Here is a 25,367-nt window from a genome sequence, read left to right on the forward strand (position 1 = left end):
GGAACCCGACTAGCCCGAAGCGGCGTTGGGACGCCAGTGAAAGCGCTTCCCAAAACTGCCGCCCTTGTCGTCAACGCGCGATCTCGGAAAGGGCGCGACCTGTTTGCCGAGGCCGGCGCCAAGTTGCAGGCGCGCGGAATCGCGCTGACCGAAACGCATGCGGTGCGCGATCCGGAGCAGCTACAGCCAACGATCCGGCGCGTGCTGGCGAGCGATCCGCCGATGGTCATCGTCGGCGGCGGCGACGGCACACTGTCGTCTGCCGTCGACGATTTCGTAGCCCATGACACGGTGTTCGCGCTGCTGCCGCTCGGCACCGCCAATAGCTTTGCCCGGACGCTCGGCATTCCGCTCGACCTCGACGGGGCGATCGAGGTGATCGCGAGCGGGGAGCGGCGGCGGATCGATCTGGGCATGATCGACCGCGACTATTTCGCCAACGCCGCCGCGATCGGCATCGCGCCGCTGATCGCCGAGACCATTCCGCACCACCTCAAGCGCCATCTCGGGCGGATCGGCTATCTGAGTTGGGCAGCATTGCAGTTCCTGCGCTTCCGGCCGTTCAAGCTGACGGTCGGCAACGAGACGGTCGACGCGGTCGAGGTGCGGATCGCCAATGGGCGCTTCCACGGCGGCACGGAACTGGTCGAGGACGCCCGGCTCGACAGCGGCGAGATCGTCGTCCAGGCGGTGCTCGGCGACGCGCGGCACCGGCTGGTGTGGAGCTGGGCGGCGAGCCTGCTCAAGCTCCGCGCCCGCCGGCGCACCGTCCGACAGTTCCACGGCGCGGAGCTTCGCATCGTCACAGACCCGCCGCTGCCGATCTCGATCGACGGCGAAGTGCTGGCCCACACCCCCTGCACCGCCCGCGTGGCGCAAGGCATTATCGAAGTCGCCGCGCCTAGGCGGCAGGGTTGAGGCGACCGCCCGGCTCGCTGGTGCCGAGCGCTTCCTCAACGCATTCCTCTTGCGGCACCGGCGCCATCATCCGGTTCTTTCGCCAGCCGCCATATTTGTAGAACCAAGCGGCCATCAGCGTGGTCACGACCGAGCCGGCGGGAAAGCTCAGCCATAGCGCGTCCGTGCCGAGCAACGGCCGGAACAGCGCGATAAAGCCCAGGCGTACGGGGAACATGGCGACGAACAGGATGATCAGCGGCGCGATCACCGACCCGTTCGCGCGGACGATCCCGAACAGCACCATGGTGATTCCGAACAGCACGAAGTTCCAGGTCGCGACCATCTGGATGTGCCGTGCGATCGGCAGCGCCGGGCTTTGGCCGCCCAGGAACAGCGCCAGCGCCGGCCGGTCGAAGGCGAGCAGCAACGCGACCAGGGCACCGGTCAGCAGGACATTCTGCGTGATCCCGGCGCGCGTGATCTGCGAGACGCGATCCCATTTCTGCGCGCCGATATTCTGCGCCGCCATCGCGCTGACGCCGGCGCCGATCGCCATCGCCGGCATCTGCACATAGGCCCAGAGCTGCTGCGCCACGCCGAACGCCGCCGCGGTGTTCAGCCCCTCGGCGTTGACCAGCCCGATCATCACCAGCGCCGCCACCGAAATCACGATCATCTGCAGGCCCATCGGGAAGCCCTTGACCATGATCGTGCGCAGCGTCGGGCCGTGCGGCTTCAGGTAGGACAGCTCATGCCCCCGGAGCCGCAGCGGCAAGTCGCGGGCATAGACATAGGCGATCATCGCGATCAGCCCGACGAGATTGGCGATGACGGTCGCCGTCGCCGAGCCGGCGATCCCAAGCCGCGGCGCCGGGCCCAGCCCCAGGATGAAGACCGGGTTCAGCGTGCTGTCGAGCACCACCGCCACTGCCATGAAATAGAGCGGCGTGACCGAGTCGCCCGAGCCGCGCAGGCCCATCATCATCAGGATGGTGACCAGCGACAGCGGGATCGCTGCGAAGATGACCCGCAGATAGTCGAGCGCCGGCTGATAGGCCTCGGCCGGCGTCCTGAGCAGGGTCAGGACCTGGGGAGCGAAGATCCAGCCTATCACCGCAGTGATGATCGTGACCGGGATGAAGGCGCCCATCGCGGTGCCGATCGCGCGGCGCGCCGAATCGACATCGCGGCGGCCGAAGCTCTGGCCGACCAGGATCGTCGCCGCCATGCCGAAGCCGAACACGAAGGCGTTCAGCAGGAACATGATCATGTTGGCGTTGGACGTCGCCGCCAGCGCGTTCTCGCCGAGGAAACGGCCGACCCACACCGCGTTGATCGAGCCGTTCAGCGACTGGAGCACCGACGATCCGAGCGTCGGCAGCGCGAACATCAGCAAGGTCGAGCCGATCGGCCCCTGCGTCAGGTCGCGGCGATTGCCGTTGTCACGCGCCATCAAATTCCGCCCCGAATGTTCACGAATGTTCGCACTACGTAGGGGATCGAGAATGGCTCCCTGCCCCCGTGGTCGCCTCAGCCCGTCCTTGGCACATATGCGCGGATGTAGGACAGCCCCACCGTCCAACTTACCGTCATGCCGAACTTGATCCGGCATCCCGCTTCTTCTTTCTTGCACGAATGAAAGCGGGACCCCGGATCAAGTCCGGGGTGACGACTAACCTAAGCGCTTGAGCGCCGCCGTCAGGCGCTCCGCCTCGGCGGCTTTCTCCGCGTGGTCCGCACGGGCCTTTTCGACGGCTTCGGGCTTGGCGCGTTCGACGAAGCTGGGGTTGGAGAGGCGGCCGGCGAGAGAGTCGCGCTCCTTCTCGGCTGCGGCGATGCCTTTGGCGAGGCGCGCGCGTTCGGCTTCGAGGTCGATGACGTCGCCGAGTTGGAGCGCGTAGGTCGCTTCATCGACAACGACCTGCGCCTGCCCGCCGGGCGTGGCGCTGCGATCGATGCGAGCAAGCCGCGCCAGCGCCGCCATATGAGCGTCAAGGCGTCGTTGAGTCTCCGCGTTTGCCTCGGCCACAGCGAACGGCACGCGCGCGCCCGGCGGCACATTGAGTTCGGTGCGGGCGGTGCGGATTTCGCTGACGAGGCGGATCAGCCAATCGATCTCTTTGGTCGCCTCAGCATCGATCGCTCGGGCATCGGCGATCGGCCATTTGGCGACGATCAGGTCGTAGGGGCGCTCGCCCATAGCGTGCCAGAGTTCTTCGGTGATGAAGGGCATGAACGGGTGGAGCATGACCAGAATCTGGTCGAGCACCCAGCCGGCGACCTGCCTTGTCTCGTCCCCCTCCCGCTCGCGGAAGGGGTTAGGGGTGGGATCAGGCTCAGGCCCACCCCCGGCCCCTCCCGCAAGCGGGAGGGGAGAGAGCACCGGTTTGATCAGTTCCAGGTACCAGTCGCAGAAGCGGCTCCAGGCGAATTGGTAGATGGCGTTGGCGGCGCCGTCGAAGCGGTAGTCGGCGAGAGCGAGGTCGACTGCCTGCACCGTCTGGATCGTCTCGCCGATGATCCATTTGTTGACGGCGAAGGTCGCGTTCGGCGCCTCCAGGGTCTTCGACGCGCCGATGCCGTTGGACTGGCAGAAGCGGGCTGCGTTCCACAGCTTGGTCGCGAAGTTGCGGTAACCCTCGACCCGCTTCTCATCCATCTTGATGTCGCGGCCCTGGCTTTCCATCGCCGCCATGAAGAAGCGCAGCGCGTCCGCGCCATAGCGGTCGATCAGCCCCAGCGGGTTGACGACATTGCCCTTCGACTTGGACATTTTCTGCCCGTCGGCGGCGCGGACGAGGCCGTGCAGGTAGAGGGTGCGGAACGGCACATCGCCCATGAAGTGCATTCCCATCATCATCATCCGCGCGTCCCAGAAGAACAGGATGTCGAAGCCGGAAATCAGCACGTCGTTGGGGTAGCGGCCGCGGAGCGCAGGATTGAGAATTTTTTGAGCTTCGCGCTCCGCCTCAAAAGACATGCGATAGGGTTTAGCTAGCGACTTTTCCAACACCGAAGCGTCACCGGCGAACGCAAATACTGGCTGAGAAGGCATCTCAACCGGCCAACCCATGGTCGCGAACGGCCAAAGCGCGGAGGAGAACCAGGTGTCGAGGACGTCGGGGTCGCGAACGAGCGCGTACACGTCACTATCAAAGGCAGTCGGCCCGCCACCCTCAAAATGAAGAGCGGCGTTCCAGTCCTCGAAAACAACAATGCGCCGATCGCCGGCGTCCTTTTGAGCTTGCTCGATCGCTTCTTCTTCGGTCTCGCAAACGTAGTAGCGCTCAGGCTCGCCCGTTTGGGGGTTGCCGAAGGATAGCCACGCCGGAATCCGGTGGCCCCACCAGAGCTGTCGCGACACGCACCAGGGCTGGATGTTCTCCATCCAGTTGAAGAAGGTCTTTTCCCACGTTTTCGGGACGATCTTGATCGCGCCCGATTTGACCGCCTCGATGGGGCCCTTCGCCAGCGTTTCGGCGTCGACATACCATTGGTCGGTCAGCCAGGGCTCGATCACCTCGCCCGAGCGGTCGCCATAGGGCGTCTGGATCGTGCGCGGCTCGGCGTCGTGCTCGACACCGTCCTTGTCGACATGCGGGACGAGGAAGCCGCCCGCCTTCAGCTTCTCGACCACCAGCTTCCGCGCCCAGAAACGGTCGATGCCGAGCAGATCGTCGGGGATCAGCCCGTCGCTCGTCTGCGTCACCTGCGCCTTGGCGTCGAGCATGTTGAGCATCTCGCCGGCCTTCATGCCGGCGCGCTTGCCCACCTCGAAATCGTTGAAGTCGTGGCCCGGCGTGATCTTGACCGCGCCGGTGCCGAGCGTCGGATCGGCATGCTCGTCGCCGATCACGGGGATCAGGCGGCCGGTGATCGGCAGCCTCACCTGCTTGCCGACAAACGCCTTGTAGCGCTCATCCTCGGGATGCACCGCCACCGCCATGTCGGCGAGCATGGTTTCGGGCCGCGTCGTCGCGACGGTGATCGAGCCCGATCCGTCCGCCAGAGGATAGCGGATGTGCCAGAAGCTACCCTTCACTTCCTTCGTCTCGACCTCGAGGTCGCTGATCGCGGTGCCGAGGGCCGGATCCCAATTCACCAGCCTTTTGTCGCGGTAGATCAGGCCCTGGTTGTAGAGGTCGACGAAGACCTTGAGGACGGCTTTCGAAAAGCCCGGATCCATCGTGAAGCGCTCGTTCGCCCAGTCCATCGAGCAGCCGAGGCGGCGGAGCTGCTGCGTGATCTCGCCGCCGCTTTCCGCTTTCCACGCCCAGACCTTTTCGACGAAGTCGTCGCGGGTGAAATCGGTGCGCTTCTGCTGGCGCTCGGCCATCTGGCGCTCGACCACCATCTGCGTGGCAATGCCGGCATGATCGGTGCCGACGACCCACAGCGCGTCCTTGCCCTTCAGGCGAGCATGGCGGACGAGCACGTCCTGCAGCGTGTTGTCGAGCGCGTGGCCGATGTGCAGCGAGCCGGTGACGTTCGGCGGCGGGTTGACGATCGTCCACGGCTCCGCGCCGGGGCGGTCTGGGCGGAACAGACCGTTCGCCTCCCAATAGGGATACCATTTGGCTTCGATGGCTTGCGGGTCGAAAGTCTTGGGCAGCTCGCTCATGCGCGGCGCCTTAGACGAGGGGAACGCGGAAGGGGAAGCCTTGGGGCTGAGCTTGGACCCAAACTCCGTTCGGGCTGAGCCTGTCGAAGCCCTCCCTTGTTCTTCCCAAACGCGCCAAAAGAAAGGGAGGCCTTCGACAAGCTCAGGCCGAACGGAGTTTATGTGCCCCGTTTTGGCCTGAAGAGGCTTTAGGCCCCCCTCCCCGCGATCCGGGCCACTTCGCGGTCGACGGTGTCCTGCACGATGCCCGGCAGGTTTGCGTCCAGCCATTCCTTCAGCATCGGGCGGAGCATGTCGCGGACCAGGCCTTCGAGCGTGTTGTCGGCGGCGGGGTCTTCCGGCTTCACCACCATGCGTGAGAGGGCAGCGAGCGCGTGGCGGGTGGCGGCTTCGGTGGTGGCGGAGAGCAAGGCGTCGGCCTCCATCTCGGGAACGGGTGCCGGCTGAGCAGAGCGCACGAATGGCGCGGTCGGGCGGGACGCAATCGCCGGCGCTTCCTCGGCCGCGATCTCGTCATGCTCGGGGGCGGGCTCAGGCTCGGGATCATATTCGGGAAGCGCCTGAAATGCTTCCGGCTCGCCGATCGTGTCGGTCAGCTCCAGCACATCGGCTTCCGGCTCGGACGCAGCGCGGGGCTTGCGCGGCGCCGGCGCATCGCTGTCTTCGGCAATGATGCGTTTGATGGAGGAGAGGATCTCCTCCATCGACGGTTCGTTCGGCTGAGCCATGTCCTTGGTCCGGCGCTATTTCGGCCCGACAAGTGTTTCCGGCGTCTGCGACGGCGTGTCAACGGTGCGCGTGGCGATCGTCTTCGGCGCGGGATCGCTGTCGTAATCCCAAATCTTGTGGCGGACGCGGCGATAGTTCGCGACGGGATCGTAGAGCGTCACGCCTTCGAGGTTCAGGTCGCGCGCTTCCGCCCGCCCCATAGCGGCGAGCAAGGTGAAGGCGGCGACATAGGCGTTGCGGCGGGCGGTCACGAGCTGGACCTGCGCGTTCAGCAGCTCCTGCTCCGCATTCAGGATTTCGATGATCGTGCGGTTGCCGACGCTGTTTTCGGCCCGCACGCCTTCGAGCGACAGCGTGTTGGCGGAAACCGAAGCCTCGGTCGAGCGGATCACTTCCTGGCTGGATTTCCAGGCGGCATAGGCGGCGCGGACCTGCTGCACGACGCTGCGTTCGGCGCCGATCACCTGCTCGAGCGATTGCGCCTGACGCGCCTGCGCCTGACGGGTCTGCGCGCCGGGGCGGCCGCCCTGAAAGACCGGGATCGTGGCCTGAAGCCCGGCCGCGACCTGCTTCGAGGAGTTCTGCACATCGAGCTGCGGGATCGACGAGCTGATGCTGTTGAGCAGGTTGGTATAGCCGCCGCTGACGAATGCTGAGAGTTTCGGCAGCATGCCGGCTTCCGCCACGCGGACGTCGTAGCGCGCGGCCTCGCGGTTGCGCTCGGCGGCGAGCAGGTCGGGATTTTCCTTGATCGCGACCTGAATCGCCTCTTCCGGCGTCGCCGGCAGGTTGGGCAGCGGCGGCGGCGGCTGGAGATCGGTCGGCACGTCGCCGACCAGCGCGATGTAGCGCTCGCGGCTGGAAATGAGGTTGGACTGGGCTGTCTCGAAATCGCCGATCGCGAGCGAGCGCCGCGCCTCGGATTGGGCGACGTCGGTGCGGGTCAGGTCGCCGACCTCGAAGCGGTCGCGCGTCGCCTGCAGGTTCACTTCCAACTGGCGGACATTGGCGCGGTTGAGCTCGACGATCGCCTGGTCGCGGATGACGTCGTTATAGGCGGCGACGACCTGGCTGAAGATGCTCGATTCGGTGCCGCGCAATTGCTCTTCGCCAGCAAGCACGCGGCGGTCGGCGGCGCGCACGCTGTTGATGACCGCGCCGCCCTGATAGATCGGCACGTTGAGCTGGAGCTGGTTGTCGAGCTGGCGCCCCACGGTGACGGTCTGGCCCGACGGCGTCACCACATTTTCGGTGAAGCGACTGGTCGCGTTGACGCTGGGCAGGCCCGCGGCGCGCTGGATCGGCACATTCTCGTCATTGGCGCGCTGCTGGGCGCGGGCGCCGGTGATCGTCGGGTTGTAGTTGTACGCCTTGGCGAGCGCGCCTTGCAGCGTTTCGGCCGCGGCGGGCGCCGACAGGGCGAGGGCCGCCGTGGTCGCAATCAGAATGGAGGCAAGGCGCATTCTTGTCTTCTCTTGTTAGAACACGAAGGATTTGGGCTTGGCGAAGCCGGGGATCGGCGCCGCCTCGCAATCGGCGAACAGGTCAAGGCCGAAGGCGGTGCCGGACTTGCGGCCGATCGCGAGCCGCGAGGTGTCGCGGTCGAGGATGGCGCAGGCGAGCCGGCCGTTATCGGCGAGCTGGTCGACCAGGGCGTCGGGCACATGCTCGATCAGGCCGTCGACGACGATCAGGTCATAGGGAGCGGCGGCGGCCCAGCCCCGGTTCAGCGCGCCTTCGACGAGTTCGACGCGCGTGTCGGACAAAGCGGTGCGGGCGAGCGCAACGAGATCGGCATCTTCCTCCAGCGCCACGACTTTGGCGGCGAGGCGGTCGAGCAAGGCGGCGGTGTAGCCGCTGGCGGCGCCGACGAGCAGCACCTTGTCGGCGGGGCGCACGGCGGCTTCGGTCAGCAGCAAGCCAGTCGCCTCGGGCATGTTGAGCGCCCGCCCCGGTCCGAGCGGCACCGGCCGGTCGGTATAGGCAAGCGCGCGGCGCTCCACCGCGACGAAATGTTCGCGCGGGACCGACGCCATCGCGGCGACCACGCGGGGATCGTTGACGCCCGTCGTGCGGAGCTGGCTCTCCACCATCGCGCGGCGCATCGCTTCGAAATTCTGATCGGTCATTGGCCCGTCTCTTCGCACAACTGTTTTACACGCGCAATACACTTGCGCATCAGTCGCGTCTTATCGGGAGGAAAGGCCAAGGCCAAGCGGGACATGCCCCCTTATCAGCAAAGGACGTGCCAGCGGTCCCTTCCCTCTGGAACCGGCACGCTCCACGGCCCAGCCAATGTCCGGAAACGGACAGGACGTGTTCGGGGGCGGACAGGCTCGACCGGGCGGCGGCGATCGGGCAGACGGCGGCGATGAGCGACACGGTGCCTTGGTGGAAGCGCGCGGTCTTCTACCAGATCTATCCGCGCAGCTTCGCCGATTCGAACGGCGACGGGATCGGCGACCTGGCTGGGATCGCGGCGCGGCTGGACTATGTCGCGGCGCTGGGCGTGGATGCGGTGTGGCTGTCGCCCTTCTTCCCGTCGCCGATGAAGGACTTCGGCTACGACGTCAGCGATTATCGCGGCGTCGATCCGGCGTTCGGCACGCTCGCCGATTTCGACGCGCTGGTGGCCGAGGCGCATCGGCTGGGATTGAAGATCGTCATCGACCAGGTCTGGTCGCACACCTCCGACCAGCATCCGTGGTTCAAGGCGAGCGCGGCGGGCGATCCGGCGTTCGCCGACTGGTATGTCTGGGCGGACGCGAAGGCGGACGGCTCGCCGCCGAACAATTGGCGCGCCTCGTTCGGCGGGCCGGCGTGGGCCTGGCATCCCGGCCGGCAGCAATATTATCTGCACAACTTCCTGGCCGAGCAGCCGGACCTCAACTTTCACTGCGCCACCGTGCAGGAGGCGATCCTCGACGTGGCGCGGTTCTGGCTGGATCGCGGCGTCGACGGGTTCCGGCTCGACGTGATCAACTATCTGGCGCACGACCGGCTGCTGCGCGACAATCCGGTGCGCGGCGGCGAGGCAGCCGCGGCGACGATCCGGTTCCAGCGGCAGCTTCACAACAAGTCGCAGCCGCAAGCGCTGACCTTTGTCGAGCGGCTTCGGGCACTGCTCGACAGTTATGGCGAGCGAATGGCGGTCGGCGAAATTTTCGACGACGATATGCTCGGGCGGCAGCGCGAATATACCGAGCCCGGACGCCTGCACACGGCCTACAGCTTTCACCTGCTGAATGCGGTGCGGGCGACACCTGCGCTGTTCCTGAGCGCGATCGAGGCCTGGGCGGGCGCCGAAGGCTGGCCGAGCTGGTCGCTCGGCAATCACGACGTAGCACGCTTTCCCACGCGGCAGGCACAGGACGATCCGCGGCTGACGCGGACGCTGCTGGCGCTGCTGCTGTGCCTGCCGGGAACGCCGTTCCTGTATCAGGGCGAGGAGCTCGGGTTGCCGCAAGCGCGGCTGCCCTTCCAGGCGCTCCGCGATCCGTTCACGATCGCGAGCTGGACCGACGCGGCGCAGGATGCCGGGCGCGACGGCGCGCGCACGCCGATGCCGTGGACCCCGGATACGCCCGACGGCTGGTTGCCGCTCGACCCGCGTCACCGGACAATGAGCGTCGCTGCGCAGGACGCTGATCCGAACTCAATGCTGCATCTCACCCGCCAGATGATTGCGCGGCGCCGCGCCTCCCCAGCCCTGCAGACCGGCGAGACGATCCTGCGCGACGAGCCAGACGGCGTGCTCGCTTTCGAGCGGCGGCTGGGCGACGAGCGGCTGTTGTGCCGGTTCGAGCTGGCCGGGACCGAACGCCCCGACCTGCCTGCGTTCGGGCATGCGATCATTCGGCTTGATGCCGCGGGCAATCCGCTCGAATGCGTCGCGCCATGACAGACGGCTGGCATTTCTGGATCGATCGCGGCGGCACGTTCACCGACATCGTGGCGCTGACACCCGAGGGGCGGATCGTCACCCACAAGCTGCTCTCGGCCAATCCGGAGCGCTATCGGGACTCCGCCATCCAGGGCATCCGCGACCTGCTGGACGTCGAGGCCGGCGCGCCATTGCCGACCGACCGCATCACAGCCGTGAAGATGGGGACGACCGTCGCGACCAACGCGCTCCTCGAACGCGCCGGCGAGCCGGTGGTGCTGGTCGTGACCCGGGGTTTCCGCGACATGCTGCGGATCGGCTATCAGGCGCGGCCGGAGCTGTTCGCGCGCAACATCGTGCTGCCGGACCGGCTCGAAAGCCGCGTCATCGAGGCGGATGAGCGGGTCAATGCCGAAGGCGTGGTGCTGCGGCCGCTCGACGAGGCGCATCTGCGCGGCGAGTTGCAGGCCGCATATGACGCGGGTTTGCGTTCCGCGGCGATCGTGCTGATGCACGGCTATCGCTACACGGCGCATGAAAAGACGGCCGCCCGCATTGCGGCGGAGATCGGCTTCGCCAACGTTTCGGTGAGCCACCGGGTCAGTCCGCTGATGAAGATCGTCAGCCGCGGCGACACGACGTTGGTGGACGCCTATCTTTCGCCGGTGCTCGACCGTTACGTCGTGCAGGTGGCGGACGCGTTGGGTGGCGTGCCGCTGTCGTTCATGCAATCGAATGGCGGGCTTGCGCCGGCCTCCGCGTTCCGGGGGCGCGACGCGATCCTGTCGGGACCGGCCGGCGGCATCGTCGGCATGGTCCGCACCGCCGAGGCGGCGGGCTTTGCCAAGATCATCGGCTTCGACATGGGCGGCACCTCGACCGACGTGTCGCACTATGCCGGCGCGTTCGAACGGACGCTGGAGACGATGGTCGCGGGCGTTCGGCTGCGCGTGCCGATGATGAGCATCGACACGATCGCGGCCGGCGGCGGGTCGATCTGCCGCTTCGACGGGACGCGAATGCGAGTCGGGCCGGAAAGCGCCGGCGCCGATCCGGGCCCGGCCTGCTACCGCCGCGGCGGACCGCTGACGATCACCGACTGCAACGTGATGGCGGGGAAGCTCCAGCCCGACGTGTTCCCGCATCTGTTCGGCCCTGGCGGCGACCAGCCGATCGACCTGGACGCCGTGCGGGCGCGCTTCGACGAGGTGGCCGCGGCGATGGCGGAAGCCGGAATGCCGCCGCGTCGCCACGAGGAAATCGCGGAGGGGTTTCTCGCCATCGCGGTCGACAACATGGCGAACGCGATCAAGAAAATCTCCATCGCGCGGGGCCATGACGTCTCCGACTATGCGCTGGTCTGCTTCGGCGGCGCGGGTGGGCAGCACGCATGCCTCGTCGCCGATGCGCTGGGGATGACGCGGGTGATGATCCATCCGCTGGCCGGCGTGCTTTCCGCCTATGGCATCGGCCTGGCCGACCAGCGGATGCTGCGTACGCGATCGGTCGAGGCGCGGCTGGAGCCGGCGCTGCTGGACCGACTGGAACGCAGCTTTTGCGAAATGGAGGCGGAGTGCCTGGCCAGCGTCTCCGCCGACGGGTTCGATCTCGACGCCCGGCGGTTCGAGCGGCGGCTGAGCCTGCGCTACGAAGGCACGGACACGGCGCTGGAAGTCGCGTTCGCACCCGCCGACGTGGCGCGGACCGCGTTCGAGGCGCTCTACAAGCAGCGCTTCGCCTTCACCTCGCCGAATGTGCCGCTGATCGTGGAAGCGATCACCGTCGAACTGATCGTGCCGCCGCGCACGGCGCATGGCTCGACAAGAGCGGAAGCTGTGGATGCGGCGCCCCGGACCGTCACGGCATTTATGGCCGGCCGGGATCGCGAGACGCAGTTGCGGCCGCGCGAGGCGCTGCCCATTGGCCAGCCACTCGCCGGCCCCGCCATTCTCTATGACGCCAGCGCCACCACGGTCGTCGAACCCGGCTGGGCCGCCACCCGCACCGCGTCCGGCGACCTGATCCTGGAGCGCACCGCCGTCGCCGAAAGTGCGGCCGACCGCGACCTTGTCCGGCCCGATCCGGTCCGGCTCGAAATCTTCAACAACCTGTTCATGGCGATCGCCGAGCAGATGGGCCAGGCGCTGCAGAACACGGCGTTGTCGGTAAACATCAAGGAGCGGCTCGATTTCTCGTGCGCGCTGTTCGATGCCGGTGGGCGGCTGGTGGCCAACGCGCCGCACATGCCGGTGCATCTGGGCTCGATGGGCGACAGCGTCCGCGCGATGCGCGAAAAGGCGGAAGGCAGCGCGCGCGGGCTGCGCGCCGGCGACGTTTACGTCATCAACAATCCCTATAATGGCGGCACCCATCTTCCCGACCTGACGGTGGTGATGCCGGTGTTCGGGAGCGGTGCGGCGCCGGACTTCTACGTCGCGGCGCGCGGCCATCATGCCGATATCGGCGGCCGCACGCCGGGTTCGATGCCGCCCGACAGCACCACCATCGACGAGGAAGGCGTGCTGCTCGATTCGCTGCTGGTGGTCGAGGACGGGCGTTTCCTCGAGGGCGAATTCCGCGCCGCCCTTGCCGCAAGCCGCTGGCCGGCGCGCGACCCGGACCGCAATGTCGGCGACCTCCGCGCCCAGATCGCCGCCTGCGCGCGTGGCGCGGCCGAGATCGCGCGGATCGTGGCGCAGTTCGGGCGGGAGACGGTGGTCGCCTATATGCGCCACGTCCAGGACAATGCCGCCGAGGCGGTGCAGCGCGTGCTCGACCGGCTGCCCGACCGCAGCTTCGGATACGAACTGGACAACGGCGCTGTCGTGCGCGTGGCAATCACCGTCGACCGCGATGCGCGACGCGCCCGCGTCGATTTCACCGGCAGCAGCCCTCAGCTTACCTCGAACTTCAACGCGCCGCCGTCGATCTGCCGCGCGGCGGTGCTGTATGTGATGCGGACGCTCGTCGACGACGCGATCCCGATGAACGACGGCTGCCTGGAGCCCATCGACCTGGTGATCCCCGTCGGGTCGATGCTGAAGCCGCATCCGCCGGCCGCGGTCGTCGCCGGCAATGTCGAGACCAGCCAGGTAATCACCGACGCGCTCTATGGCGCAACCGGCGCGCTCGCCGCTTCGCAAGGCACGATGAACAATTTCACGTTCGGCAACGACCGCCATCAATATTACGAGACGATCTGCGGCGGCGCCGGCGCGGGGCCGAATTTCGACGGCGCGTCGGCCGTGCATACGCACATGACCAACTCGCGCCTGACCGACCCGGAAGTGCTCGAATGGCGCTTTCCAGTGTTGCTCGAGGAGTTCGCGGTCCGCCGTGGGTCGGGCGGCGCCGGCCGGCACAAGGGCGGCGACGGCGTCGTCCGCAAGATCCACTTTCGCGAGGCGATGACGGCGGCGATCCTGTCCAATCGCCGCCGCGTGCCGCCGTTCGGACTCGAAGGCGGCCGGCCTGGCGCGTGCGGCCGCAACGCGGTCGAGCGCGCGGCCGGCGCAGTCGAGGAACTCGGCTCGGCGCAGGCGACCGAAATGGCGCCGGGCGACGTGTTCGTGATTGAAACGCCCGGCGGCGGCGGCTTCGGCGCGCCCGCCTAGCCCGCTCCCGCTGGTGGCGCTTTGGATGCCTCCTGTTAAGGAACGCCGCACAAAGGGTCAGTTGCCCATAAGAGAACATCGACCGTGATCGATTCACCCCCGGTTCAGCCCGGCGCCCCTTCCCCGGATGCCGCCGCTCCGGCTATCCCCGGCGACTTGCGGGCAGTTCTCGACGTCGCGATGAGCGAAGGCGATCAGGCGACGGTGGAGAAAGTCTTCGGCTATGCGCTGCACGCGCGGCCCGAAGCCGCGCCGGCGATCGAAGCGCTGCGCAACGCGTACCGCGCCAGGCTGATCGCCAGCCGGGAACAGAAGCAGGCGGAGACCAACGCGCGGCTCGCCCGGTCCGATCCATTCGTCAATTGGTCCGGACAAGTCGAGTTCGGCGGTTCGCTCGCCACCGGCGCGACTTCCAGCCTGGGCCTGCTCGGCGCTGTCGATGTCGAGCGCAAAGGGATCGACTGGAGCCACAAGCTGGCGATCCGGGGCGAGTTGCAGGACACCAACGGCGCGCGCTCGGTCGAACGGCTGACGGCGGCGTGGCAGCCGCGCTACGCCGTGTCCGGGCGCACCTATGTGTTCGGCCTAACGCAATATGAGCATGATCCGGGCCTCGGCTATGACAACCGCTATTCGGCCGGCATCGGCGCAGGCGTGAAGCTCAAAACACCGGACGGTATCCAGATCGGGCTGGAAGGCGGCCCGGCTTTCCGGCAGACCGATACCGGCGACACGCAGCGCTCGGCGCTTGCCGGGCGCGCGTCGGCCGATCTGAACTGGCCGCTCAATCCGCGCATGACGCTCGAGCAGAAGGCCTCCGCTTATTATGAGGACGGCTTCGCCAACGGGCTCTTCGCCTCCTCGCTCAACACGCGGGTGAGCGAAAAGGTGAAGCTGAAGCTATCGTACGAATATCGCTACGAGAGCGAGCGCACGCGCGCGTCGACGGGATCGACCACACGCGCCAGCCTGGTGTTCGGCCTCTGAATCCATGAGCCGCTGGCGAACCCTGTGACGTTCGCCTATGCCTTCCGCTTCAATCCGGCGCGGCAGAAAGCGAATCCATGGCCTTGGTGAAGAAAGCTGCGCTCGTCACCCGCAGCGTGCGCACTCCAGTCGAGCCCCGTCCGGTGGCCGTGGTCGCGCCGGCGCAGAAGCGGCGCACGAAGCGACCGGCCAATGCGCTCGAGCGTATCGACCAGGCGACGCAGGAACTGGCGAGCGGTCTCGCCGAGGCCTCTGCCGCCGCGGCCGAGCTGCAGCGCGCCGTCGACCAGATTTCGAGCGGCGCCGAGGAAGCCGCGGGCGCCGCTCAGGTGTCGCTGGGCCTGATCGGCAATCTGCGGACCGGCTTTCGCGAAGCGAGCGAGCGCGCCACGGCGTCTCAGCGGCAGACGGAATTGCTTCAAGCCGGTTTCGCGGATGCCGCCGCGCAGATCGATGCGTCGGTTTCGGCGATCGCGCTCAATGCGCGGCGCCAGCTCGGATCGATTGCCAACGCCGACCGGCTTGCGGCGGCGGCCGGCAGCATCGTCGCCGTGGGCGAGACGGTCGGCGACCTGTCGGAACAGACAAGCATGCTGGCGCTCAATGCCTCGATCGAGGCGGCCAAGGCGGGCGAGGACGGCAAGGGCTTCGCGGTCGTCGCCGACGAAGTGCGGGAACTGGCCGAGAGCGCGGAAAGGAACGCCGTCGATATCCAGATGCTGGCCGGCGAGATCGTCGAAGAGATTCGCCAGGTTACCGCGCGGATCGGCGCAGCCTCCCAGCGCGCGGAGAGTGAGGCCGTGTCGGGCAAGGCCATCGTCGCGAGCCTGCAGAGCGCACGGAGCGAACTGGCGGCCCTGATGTCTGGCGCGCAGGAGATCACCTCGGCAGCCTTGGAAGCAGACGCGGCGGCGACCGAAGCGGAGAAAGGCGCGGAGCAAGTCGCCAGCGCCGCCGAGGAACAGTCGGCCGCGTCGGCGGAAGCGCAGCAGGCGATCCAGCAGCAGGCAGCCTCGCTCGATCAGAGCCAGCAAACCGCCGATGCGCTCGGCGAGCTGACCAACACGCTCGGCGCCGCCAACGTAGCGGCCAGCGCGATCGACGAGACCGCCGCCGCTGCCGAGGAGCTTTCGGCGACGGTGCAGGAACTGTCGGGCGCGTCCGTCCAGATTCAGGTCGCGATCGAGCAGATCGCTCGCGGCGCGCAGGTGCAGAGCGCCGCCACGCTGCAAGCGAGCGCAGCGATGGCGCAGATCGAGAAGAGCGCCGCTCTCGCCCAATCGCGCGCCAAGATTGCGTCGGAGCGAGTCGATGGTCTCGTCGCACAGATCGATCAGGGGCGGAGCGGCATTGCGCAACTCGTCAGCGGCGTGGCCAGCGCGGTCGACGAGACGCGCGCCGTGCTCGACCGGTTTGCGGCCATCGGCGACACTGCGCGCAAGATCGAAAAGATCAGCGACGTGCTCGCCTTGGTCGCGCTGCAGACCAACATGCTGGCCGTCAGCGGCACGGTCGAATCGACGCGTGCCGGAGAGGCGGGCGCCGGATTCGCCACCGTGACAGCCGATATCCGCAAGCTTGCCCGTGCGGCTGCCGCCAACGCCGAAGAGGCGAAGGATGTGGTTCGCTCGATTCAGGACCAGCTTGCCGTCATGCGCCGCGATCTCGACCAGATCGCGGGCGCTGGCGAGGCCGAGGCCGGCCGCAACCAGGCGATGATCGAGCGATTCGGAACGATGGCCGATGCGCTTGCCGAGACGCAGAGCAGCAATGCCGTCATTCTCGACAATGCCGAGGCCGTGCTCCGCTCTGCGCGCGAAGTGAAAAGCGGCTGCGACCAGATTGCGATGGCGGCCGATCTCGCTGCCGGCGCCGCGCGCCAGGCGGGGATTGCGGCGGGACAGCAGGCGCAGGTGGCGGAAGATCTGGCCGCCGCGATCGAGGACATCGCCGCGCTCGCCGTGTCGCTCGCCGGCAAGCAGGATTGATGGCGGCACAGCTCCTCGCATTTCGAGCCGGAAGCCGCCGCTATTGCGTGCCTGCCGAGCGGGTGAGGGAAGTCGCCCGCATCCCGAAGCTGACCCCGGTGCCGCATGCGCCGGCGAGTCTGCTCGGGGTCGGCAATGTCCGGGGCGAGGCGCTGGCGGTCGTGTCGGCGGCGCGGCTGCTCGATGCGCCGGGCGGCGATCCCCGTCAGGTGATCCTGCTCAGTGGCGACAAGCCCGTCGCGCTGGCGATCGACCGGGTGGAAGGCATTGTCGGCGAGGATGCCGAATGCGAGCGGCCGGATTTCGCGGAACTGCTCCGCGCCGCCTTTCCCGAACGAAGCGCAAGCGTAGGGGCGCGCCGGGCGGCTTCTGCCGGAGCGGCGGACACGGAGGTTGCGCGGCTGGCGCTGCTTTGCTTCGCGGTCGGCGATCAATTGTTCGCGCTTCCCCTCGACGCGATCGAGACCGTGCTTCGCGTACCGAATGATCTGGCGCGGTTTCCGCATGGCGACGCGGCGACGCTGGGCACGATCGCATGGCGTGACAGCCTTGTGCCCGTCTTCTCGCTCGCCGCGTTGCTTGCGCTGCCGGGTCAGGTCGGCAAGGCCGCGCGGATCGTCGTGGTGCGGCTGGGCAATCAGATGTTCGGCGTGCTGGTCGATCGCGTCGAAGGCTTGCTGCGGCCGCCGGTCGACAGCATCGATCCGGTCCCTGTCGCGCTGCTGCGCGGCGAGGCGGAGGCGGTCATCCAGTCGATCCACCGCCCCCGCGACGGCGGACGGTTGATCTCCATCCTCGCGCCCGATCGCTTGCTGCGTGAGGACATGACAGCGCGGGTCATCGCAGCTCCTGCTCGCGGGACGGTCGAGGACATGGCGGGTCAGGCCGAAACAGTTCCTCTGCTGCTGTTCGAAACCGCGGGGCAGCGCTTCGCGTTTCCGCTCGATGCCGTCGATCAGATCGCAGCTTCTCCCGCCAAACTCACCCGATTGCCGCAAGCGCCGGCGTTTCTGGCCGGCATGACAAGCCATCGCGGCGAGGCGGTGCCTGTCATCGATCTTTCCGTGCATCTCGGCGGTCAGCCCGCTGGCCGGCGCAAGGCACGGCTGCTGATGGTGTCGATCGCAGGTGCAGGCGCAGCGTTGCGGGTGGACAGCGTGGACTCGATCGCGCGCGTTCCGGCCGAGGCGCTTGCCCCGGCCCCCGGGATGGGTGCGGGCAAGGCCCAATCGTTCGGACAGGTCGTAACGCTCGACGATGGCGATACGGCGACTTTGGTTCTCTCCCCGGACGATCTGTTCGGCCAGCTCGAAGCCGATCTGATCGCCGCCACTGCGCATGGAACGGCCGGTCCTGCGTGACGCGACTGCTGATTGTCGATGATTCTGCGCTGATGCGAAAATTGCTCGTGGAGATTTTCTCCGCGAGCGGCGATTTCGACATCGCTGTCGCGCGGAATGCGGATGAAGCGCTGGCGCAGCTTCACGCTTTCCGGCCCGACGTGATCACGCTCGATATCCACATGCCTGGCATGGACGGCCTCGCCTGCCTCGACCGGATCATGATCGAGCGCCCCTGCCCCGTCGTCATGGTCTCTTCGCTGACCGAGGAAGGCGCGGACGAGACGCTCGAAGCGCTCTCGCTGGGCGCAGTCGACTTCATCGCCAAGCCGCAAGGGCCGGTCTCACTGGAGATCGACACCATCTCCGCCGCCCTGGTCGACAAGGTGCGCGCGGCGGCGAAGGCGCGGATTTCGCGAACGCTTCGCCTGGCCGATCGCGTCCGGCTGCGGACTGGTGCGCCCAACCGGCCGAAGCCCTCGCCGGCGGCACGGCCTCGCCGCCGCGGGAAGAACGCGCCGCTGGAAGACATCGCCGCGGTGCTTGTGGGAGTCTCGACAGGCGGACCGCCGGCCCTGGATGTGCTGCTGCAGCCGCTGCCGGCGGATTTCCCGTGGCCGATCGTGATCGCGCAGCACATGCCAGCCAGCTTTACCGGCCCCCTCGCCCGGCGGCTCGACCGCAATTGCGCGCTCCCCGTCAGCGAAGCCGCCCGGCCAGGACCGCTAGAGCCCGGCAATGTCTATATCGGGCGAGGCGATGCCGATCTGCTGATCTCTCGCCGCAAGGGCAGCGCCGTCGTGATGCCCGCGCCGGCTAGTCCCGACTTGCCCTGGCACCCGAGCACCGACCGGCTGGTCGAAAGCGCGATCGAGACCCTCGGAGCCAAAAGGCTGGTTGGCGTGTTGTTGACCGGCATGGGCGCCGACGGCGCCGGCGCGATGGCGCGGATGCGCAGCGAAGGGGGGCATGTAATCGCGCAGGATTCCGAAACGTCGGTGGTCTGGGGCATGCCGGGCGCGCTCGTTGCGCTCGACGGCGCCGATCACGTCCTGCCGCTTGGCGACATTCCCGGTCAGCTTGTCGACTGGGCGATGGGGTGAGCGCCAAGTCCGAACATCTTCTCACCGGCGACGAGCTCGGACGGCTGAACGACCTGCTCTATCGCTGGACGGGCATGATCTTCGGCGAGAAGAAACGCTACTATATTGAACGCCGCGTTGCCGAACGGATGCGCCGCACCGGCATCGCGAGCAGCCGCGAATATCTGATGCGGTTGCCTAGCGACGATGCCGAGCGCCAGCACCTAATCAATGCGGTCACGATCAACGAAACTTATTTCTATCGGGAGGACCACCAACTCGCCGCGCTCAGCAACGCGATCCTTCCCGAAATCGCGCGCAATCGCCGCCCCGGCGACCTGATCCGCATCTGGTCGATGCCCTGTTCGACCGGCGAGGAAAGCTATTCGATCGCGATCTGGCTGCTCGAACATTGGCCAATGGTCGATGCCTATCACGTCGAGATCATCGGCTCCGATATCGACACCAAGGCCATCGCGGCAGCGCGCGAAGGGCGGTACGGGGAACGCGCGCTGGCGCGGCTGCCGGAGCCGGTCCGCAAGGCCTATTTCGAGCCGACGCATCACCATCTGAACGGGATCATCGGGGACCTGCGCGAGTCGGTGATGTTCAGCCAGGTGAATCTGGTCGACAAGCGCTCGGTCGAGGCGGCGGGCAAGTTCGACGTGATCCTCTGCCGTAATCTGCTGATCTATTTCGACGAATCGGCGCGTCAGGCGGCAGCCGCGAACCTCTATGCCGGTCTCAATCCCGGCGGCTACCTCTGCCTTGGCCACAGCGAGTCGATGGCGCGGATCGACAGCCGGTTCGAGCTGGTTCGCCTTGACGATGCAATCGTCTATCGTCGCGACTGATGGACGACCTGCTTCCGCAATTCCTGATCGAAGGGCGCGACCTTGTCGCGGAAGCGCACGATGCGCTTCATGCGCTGGAGCGAGACCAGGCGGATGCGGAGGCGACCGATGCGCTGCTTCGCTCGATCCATACGCTGAAGGGATCGGTGGCGCTGTTCGACATGGCCCCCGCGCAGCGGCTGTTGCACGGTGCGGAGACGGTTCTGGAACGCGCGCAGCGTGCCGCGTCGCCCGTGACTTATGCCGATCGGGCGGCGCTGGTTGCGACGATCGACCAGATCGATCGCTGGATCGACGCGATGGAAACGGAGGGCGGGCTTCCGGGTGACGCTCGCACGGTTGCGGACGATCTCCTCCAAAGTCTCGAAGGAGACGAGGACGCCAGCGAAAAGTCTGCCGATGAAAGCTGGATCGCTCCTCTCCTGGCGAAGCCGCAGTTCGCCGGGAACGCGAACGCTGGCGGCACGGTCTTTCGCTACACGCCCGATGCCGATTGCTTCTTTCGCGGCGAAGACCCCCTCGCGACCGTAGCGGCCGTTCCGGAGTTGAGGGCGCTGTCGATCGCGCCGGATGAGGTCTGGCCATCGCTCGAAGAGATGGACCCGTTTCGCTGTATCAGCGTGATCGAAGGTCTGAGCGGCGCCGACGAGGAGTCCGTGCGCGAGGCGTTCCGGCTCGTGCCCGACCAGGTCGCGATCGCGCGGTTGAACCACGGCGCGGCGATCGACGTCGGGACGAGCCGGATGGCGGATGGCGCTTCTACCCTCAGGGTCGAAAGTGCCCGCCTCGACCGCCTCGCCACACACGCCGGCGAAATGTCCATCGCCGTCAATGGGCTCGACGGCTTCGCGGATCGGATCGAGCGGCACGATCGCGCGCTGTCTGCAGAGTTTCGGCGGATCCAGGGTGCGATCGAAAGCGCCAGCACTGCGCTGCGTGCCTCGATTGCCGAGGTCCGGCTGGTGTCGCTGGCGCCGGTTCTGCGCCGTCTGCCGCGCCTCGCGCGCGAGGTGGCGGCTGTGCTCGGCAAGGATGTCGAGTTCAGGATTGCCGGCGACGCCACCAAGGCCGACAAGCAGATCGCCGACGGCCTTTTCGAGCCCCTCCTTCATTTGGTGCGCAATGCGATCGACCACGGCATTGAGAACCGCGACCAGCGCATCGCTGCCGGCAAGCCGCCGCGCGGCCATGTCTCGCTTGCTATCGCGGCGAGTGGCGAGCGTCTCCTCGTTACGCTGACCGACGACGGCCGCGGGATCGACCCGACGCGCGTGCGCGCTTCCGCGATCGCGAAGGGGCTGATCGACGCCGAGGCGGCGGCGGAAATGAGCGACGCGCAAGCCCAACGCCTGATCTTCATGCCGGGCTTTTCGACCACAGCGGCAGTGTCAGACGTTTCGGGACGGGGCGTCGGGATGGATGCCGTGCGGACGGCAGTCGAGCGCCTGCAAGGGACGATCGACATCGATTCCGCAATGGGCACGGGCACGACGTTTCACGTCAGTTTGCCGCTGAATGCCATCACGACGCGGCTGTTGACCGTCTCTGCGGGCGGCGAGCCCTATGGGCTTCGCCTCGACCAGATCAGCGAGACGCTGCGTGTCGCCGCTGCCGAGATTCAGCCGGTCGGCCAAGGCCAGGCTTGCGTAATCCGCAACCGCACGGTCCCGGTGGTCGACCTGTCGCGTCTGCTCGGTCATGCAAGCCTGTCGTCGACTACCGCGCGGCTGGTCGTCACCGAAGTTACCGGCGAGGCAGTCGCGTTGCGCGTCGATGCCCTGGGAGAGCGAATCGACGCGATGGTGCGCGGACGGGCCGGTCTGCTGGCGTCGGTGCCCGCGATCGGCGGCACCGCCCTGCTCGCCGATGGCGGCGTTCTGCTGGTACTCGATCTGCTGGAGCTGGCGGCGTGAGCGTGCGCACGCAAGGTTCGACGATCCGGCTCGAAGGGTCATGCGGTGTGGAGGATGCCGAAGCGCTGTTGGTGGCCTTGCAGGAGACCGACAGCCCGTCGGTCGATCTTTCGACGGTGACACACCTCCATCTGGCGGTTGCGCAAGTGTTGGCGGCGGCGCAGCCCGCAATCGGCGCGCCACCGCAGGCCGGTTTCGTTCGCGACATCCTGCTGCCTGCAATCGCCACGGCAACGAAACAAACCATTTCCTGAGGCGGCAGCGCCGATTTATAGCGGCCTGTCGCCAAGTATCTGAGGACCCGGAGTCACGAATGGCCGTCACTGTATTGATTGTGGACGACAGCAAGCTTGCCAGGATCGTGGCGTCCAAAGCGCTCGCAGAATTACAGCCCGAATGGGCGAAGATCGAAGCCGGCAGCGCTGCACAGGCGCTGGAGCTGCTCGGCGATGTTCCGGTCGATGTCGCGCTGATCGATTTCAACATGAAGGACAAGGACGGGCTGGAGCTCGCCAGCGAATTGCGGGCGATGCGGCCGGACATGCCGATCGCGATCATCACGGCGAACATCCAGGACGAGGTCATTGCACGGGCCCGGGCCGTCGGCGCTGCGTTCGTCGCGAAACCGGTGACCAGTGAAGGCCTGTCCGGCTTCGTGTCGGGCGCGGCGCTGAAGCTGAGAACGTCAAAGGCATGACCGTCGAACAGGTCACACTCAACGAGCTTGAGCACGATGCGCTGACCGAGATCGTCAATATCGGCGTCAGCCGGGCGGCGGCGAGCCTGCGCAAGATGATCGGCGATCAAGTGCTGCTCTCGGTCCCGTCGATCGAAGTCGTCAGCCAGAGCCGCGCAGCGCGGCTCATCAGCGAGCGCGAAGTCGTCGACCTTATTGCCGTGCGCCAGGATTTCGCCGGTCCGTTTTCGGGCCGTGCGCTGTTGATTTTCCCCGAGACCAACAGCCTTGAACTCGTCCGCGCCGTCACCGGCGGCGAACTGAGCGTGGAAGAAGTGGCCGAGATGGAAGTCGAGGCGCTCGCAGAGACGGGCAACGTCATCCTGAACAGCTGCCTCGCCACAATGGCCAATATGCTCAAGCGGTCGCTCACGATGACGATCCCGCAAGTCCTGCGCGGCAATGGCGCGACTTTGTTCGAGGTCGATTCGGAGGCCCAGACCGAGGGGCTCGTCCTCTTCCTCTATATCGACTTCTCGGTCCGCATGCGGGACATCAGGGGCTACATCGCGATGCTGATGGACATCCCGTCCCTCGCCACGCTCAAGGAATTGCTCGACGAATTCATCGCCCGCGTCGTGGGCGACGATGCCTGACTTGATGGGGAATGACGAGCATCTGCGCGCCGTGCTGGCGGCCGCAGGCGCGAGCGGGTCCTGGGATTGGGATATCGCCGCAGACCGGTTGTTCGTCGATGCTCGGTTCGCCGAACTCTACGGCCTCGACACCTCCGAGCTGGCAGCGGGATTCCCGACCTCCGTCTTCTTCCAGGCGATCCATCCCGAAGACCGCCCGCGCATGCGGATCGCCGTCGCGGGGCTGCTTGCCGGCGCCGAGCTGTTTTCGAAAGAATTCCGGGTCATCGACCCGTCGGGCACCGTAGTGTGGATGCACGGCCGTGGGCAGAGCCACCTGGATGCCGCAGACGTTCCGGTCCGCTTCACCGGCCTTCTGGTCGACGTTACCGAGCGCAAGCGCACCGAAGAGCGGCTGCGCATCGCCCAGAGTGCCGGCGGTGTCGGCACGTTCGAATATAGCGACGGCTTCGCGACCGTCTCGGTCTCGCACGAATTCTGCCGGCTACTGGGCTTGCACCCGACCGACCGCCTGCCGGTGCGGACGATCAACGGGGTGCTCGCTGATCATGGCCAGCAACTGATCCCCGAAGGCCATGATGCGGCGGCGCCGGTCTCGCTCGAAGGAACATTCCGGATCGTGCGCGGCGATGACGGCGCGGTTCGCTGGATCGCCCGGCGCGGCGAAGTGATCCGCGACAGCATCGGCACCGGCTATCGCCTGCTCGGCGTGATCTATGACGTCAGCGACTCGAAGCATCTGGAAGGAGAGCTTCGCGCGCTGAACGAGACGCTGGAGCAGCGCGTCGACGCCGCCATCGCCGAGCGCCAGCATGCCGAGGAAGCGCTGCGCCAGTCGCAGAAAATGGAAGCGGTGGGCCAGCTCACCGGCGGCATCGCGCACGATTTCAACAACCTGCTGACGATCATCATCGGCAGCATCGAAACGGCGACCCGGCGGCTCGATCCGGAGGTCGATCCGCGGCTTCGCCGGTCGCTCGAAAATGCCACCAAAGGCGCCGAGCGCGCCGCGGCGCTGACGCACCGGCTGCTGGCCTTTTCGCGCCGCCAACCGCTTCGGCCGAGGACGACCGACGTCCCGCGACTGCTGGCTGGCATGTCCGACCTGCTGACCCGCACCATCACGGAATCGATCGCGGTCGCAATCGACACGCCGGAGGAGTTGTGGAAGGTCGAGGTCGATCCCAACCAGCTCGAGAATGCGATCCTGAATCTGGCGGTCAATGCGCGCGACGCCATGCCCCAGGGCGGCGAGCTGACGATCCGCGCGCATCAGCAAGTTATTGGCCCGCAGAATGCGGAGGGCCTGGCGCCCGGCGACTATGTCGCGATCAGCGTGATCGATAACGGCAGCGGCATGAGCACCGACACGCTCGCGCGGGTGTTCGATCCCTTTTTCACGACCAAGGAAGTCGGCAAGGGAACCGGCCTCGGCCTTTCGATGGTCTATGGCTTCGTGCGTCAGTCCGGCGGCGGCGTCACCATCGATTCGGAACTGGACAAGGGCACCACGGTCACGCTGCTACTCGCCCGCGCCAATGACTCCGAACAGATCGAGACTGCCCCGAAGACCGAAGCGGCGAAGCACGGCACGATCCATGAGACCGTGCTGGTGGTCGAGGACGACGACGATGTCCGCGCCCACACCGTCGGTCTGCTGCGCGAGCTCGGCTACCGTGTCATCGAGGCGCATGACGGCGCGTCCGCGCTCCGCCTTCTCGACAAGCAGGAGCAGCCGATAATGCTGCTGGTGACCGATATCGTGATGCCCGAAATGTCGGGAAGCGAGCTGGCGCAAGTCGCCCGCGCGCGGCAGCCGGGCCTCAAAGTGCTCTTCACCTCCGGCTACACCCGCGATGCGATCACGGACAAAGACCGGCTCGACGAAGGCGTGGAGTTGCTGGCCAAGCCATTCACCTTCGGCGCGATCGCCGCGAAGGTCCGCGAAATCCTCGATCAGTGAGGCGCGGCGCATCGAGTGCGCCGCGGATCGCGATGGATTTTTGGGAAAATGGTGGAGCCGAGGGGGATCGAACCCCTGACCTTCGCAATGCCATTGCGACGCTCTCCCAGCTGAGCTACGGCCCCACGCTTTCGCCGCCGGGCTGGTCCGGCGGGACTTGA

18 protein-coding genes and 1 tRNA gene are annotated in these 25,367 nt (G+C 67.0%); 13 read left to right on the forward strand and 6 right to left on the reverse strand.

All coding sequences use genetic code 11. The annotated features are described in order from the left end of the window. Positions 1 to 36 precede the first annotated feature (36 nt). Positions 37 to 918: a diacylglycerol kinase family protein gene (locus ACFSCW_RS11100; protein WP_380889180.1), complete on the forward strand. Its 882-nt coding sequence runs from the start codon at positions 37 to 39 to the stop codon at positions 916 to 918. Here ACFSCW_RS11100 and ACFSCW_RS11105 read toward each other — a convergent pair. From ACFSCW_RS11105 to ACFSCW_RS11125, 5 genes are all read right to left on the reverse strand, one after another. Beyond that, positions 902 to 2,353, reverse strand: coding sequence for an MATE family efflux transporter (locus tag ACFSCW_RS11105; RefSeq protein WP_380889182.1), 1,452 nt, complete (start codon positions 2,351 to 2,353; stop codon positions 902 to 904). The two genes, ACFSCW_RS11100 and ACFSCW_RS11105, sit on opposite strands and share 17 nt — an antisense overlap. Positions 2,354 to 2,572: 219 nt before the next feature. Next, positions 2,573 to 5,521 (reverse strand): valine--tRNA ligase, encoded by a 2,949-nt coding sequence (locus ACFSCW_RS11110; protein ID WP_380889184.1) that lies wholly within the window; start codon positions 5,519 to 5,521, stop codon positions 2,573 to 2,575. A 188-nt stretch (positions 5,522 to 5,709) separates the two neighbouring features. Next, positions 5,710 to 6,249 carry a DUF2497 domain-containing protein gene (locus ACFSCW_RS11115; protein WP_380889186.1) on the reverse strand — a complete coding sequence of 180 codons (540 nt, stop codon included), beginning with the start codon at positions 6,247 to 6,249 and terminating at the stop codon, positions 5,710 to 5,712. 15 nt (positions 6,250 to 6,264) lie between these two features. After that, positions 6,265 to 7,713, reverse strand: a complete 1,449-nt coding sequence (locus tag ACFSCW_RS11120) for a TolC family outer membrane protein (protein ID WP_380889188.1) — start codon at positions 7,711 to 7,713, stop codon at positions 6,265 to 6,267. Between the two features lie 15 nt (positions 7,714 to 7,728). After that, positions 7,729 to 8,379, reverse strand: coding sequence for a protein-L-isoaspartate O-methyltransferase family protein (locus ACFSCW_RS11125; RefSeq protein ID WP_380889190.1), 651 nt, complete (start codon positions 8,377 to 8,379; stop codon positions 7,729 to 7,731). Between the two features lie 242 nt (positions 8,380 to 8,621). On the opposite strand from ACFSCW_RS11125, the gene ACFSCW_RS11130 reads away from it, so the two are divergent. The 12 genes from ACFSCW_RS11130 (at position 8,622) to ACFSCW_RS11185 (ending at position 25,206) form a co-directional block, all read left to right on the forward strand. Next, complete coding sequence (locus ACFSCW_RS11130; protein WP_380889192.1) at positions 8,622 to 10,151, forward strand: alpha-glucosidase; 1,530 nt, start codon at positions 8,622 to 8,624, stop codon at positions 10,149 to 10,151. Beyond that, positions 10,148 to 13,747: a hydantoinase B/oxoprolinase family protein gene (locus tag ACFSCW_RS11135; protein ID WP_380889194.1), complete on the forward strand. Its 3,600-nt coding sequence runs from the start codon at positions 10,148 to 10,150 to the stop codon at positions 13,745 to 13,747. The genes ACFSCW_RS11130 and ACFSCW_RS11135 overlap by 4 nt, the downstream gene beginning before the upstream one ends. A 156-nt stretch (positions 13,748 to 13,903) precedes the next feature. Continuing rightward, positions 13,904 to 14,734 carry a DUF481 domain-containing protein gene (locus ACFSCW_RS11140; RefSeq protein ID WP_380889195.1) on the forward strand — a complete coding sequence of 277 codons (831 nt, stop codon included), beginning with the start codon at positions 13,904 to 13,906 and terminating at the stop codon, positions 14,732 to 14,734. Positions 14,735 to 14,811: 77 nt separating this feature from the next. After that, positions 14,812 to 16,722 carry a methyl-accepting chemotaxis protein gene (locus tag ACFSCW_RS11145; RefSeq protein WP_380889197.1) on the forward strand — a complete coding sequence of 637 codons (1,911 nt, stop codon included), beginning with the start codon at positions 14,812 to 14,814 and terminating at the stop codon, positions 16,720 to 16,722. Continuing rightward, positions 16,722 to 18,083 carry a chemotaxis protein CheW gene (locus ACFSCW_RS11150; protein ID WP_380889199.1) on the forward strand — a complete coding sequence of 454 codons (1,362 nt, stop codon included), beginning with the start codon at positions 16,722 to 16,724 and terminating at the stop codon, positions 18,081 to 18,083. Before ACFSCW_RS11145 ends, ACFSCW_RS11150 begins: the two co-directional genes overlap by 1 nt. Then, the gene (gene cheB / locus ACFSCW_RS11155; RefSeq protein ID WP_380889201.1) at positions 18,080 to 19,165 is read left to right on the forward strand and encodes a chemotaxis-specific protein-glutamate methyltransferase CheB; all 1,086 of its coding nucleotides are present in this window, start codon (positions 18,080 to 18,082) and stop codon (positions 19,163 to 19,165) included. The genes ACFSCW_RS11150 and cheB overlap by 4 nt, the downstream gene beginning before the upstream one ends. Then, positions 19,162 to 19,998, forward strand: coding sequence for a CheR family methyltransferase (locus ACFSCW_RS11160; protein WP_380889203.1), 837 nt, complete (start codon positions 19,162 to 19,164; stop codon positions 19,996 to 19,998). The genes cheB and ACFSCW_RS11160 overlap by 4 nt, the downstream gene beginning before the upstream one ends. Next, a complete protein-coding gene (locus ACFSCW_RS11165; protein ID WP_380889205.1) occupies positions 19,998 to 21,911 on the forward strand; it encodes a chemotaxis protein CheA in 1,914 nt (637 codons plus the stop codon). Before ACFSCW_RS11160 ends, ACFSCW_RS11165 begins: the two co-directional genes overlap by 1 nt. Then, positions 21,908 to 22,165 (forward strand): hypothetical protein, encoded by a 258-nt coding sequence (locus ACFSCW_RS11170; protein WP_380889206.1) that lies wholly within the window; start codon positions 21,908 to 21,910, stop codon positions 22,163 to 22,165. The genes ACFSCW_RS11165 and ACFSCW_RS11170 overlap by 4 nt, the downstream gene beginning before the upstream one ends. Before the next feature lie 59 nt (positions 22,166 to 22,224). Then, positions 22,225 to 22,608 (forward strand): response regulator, encoded by a 384-nt coding sequence (locus tag ACFSCW_RS11175; RefSeq protein ID WP_380889208.1) that lies wholly within the window; start codon positions 22,225 to 22,227, stop codon positions 22,606 to 22,608. Next, positions 22,605 to 23,243, forward strand: a complete 639-nt coding sequence (locus ACFSCW_RS11180) for a chemotaxis protein CheX (RefSeq protein WP_380889210.1) — start codon at positions 22,605 to 22,607, stop codon at positions 23,241 to 23,243. The genes ACFSCW_RS11175 and ACFSCW_RS11180 overlap by 4 nt, the downstream gene beginning before the upstream one ends. After that, positions 23,236 to 25,206, forward strand: a complete 1,971-nt coding sequence (locus ACFSCW_RS11185; protein ID WP_380889212.1) for a hybrid sensor histidine kinase/response regulator — start codon at positions 23,236 to 23,238, stop codon at positions 25,204 to 25,206. The genes ACFSCW_RS11180 and ACFSCW_RS11185 overlap by 8 nt, the downstream gene beginning before the upstream one ends. A gap of 49 nt (positions 25,207 to 25,255) precedes the next feature. Here ACFSCW_RS11185 and ACFSCW_RS11190 read toward each other — a convergent pair. Beyond that, positions 25,256 to 25,331 (reverse strand) — tRNA-Ala (locus ACFSCW_RS11190). Positions 25,332 to 25,367: the final 36 nt, after the last annotated feature.

The organism is Sphingomonas tabacisoli (genome assembly GCF_042678385.1).
Classification (GTDB): domain Bacteria; phylum Pseudomonadota; class Alphaproteobacteria; order Sphingomonadales; family Sphingomonadaceae; genus Sphingomonas_B; species Sphingomonas_B tabacisoli.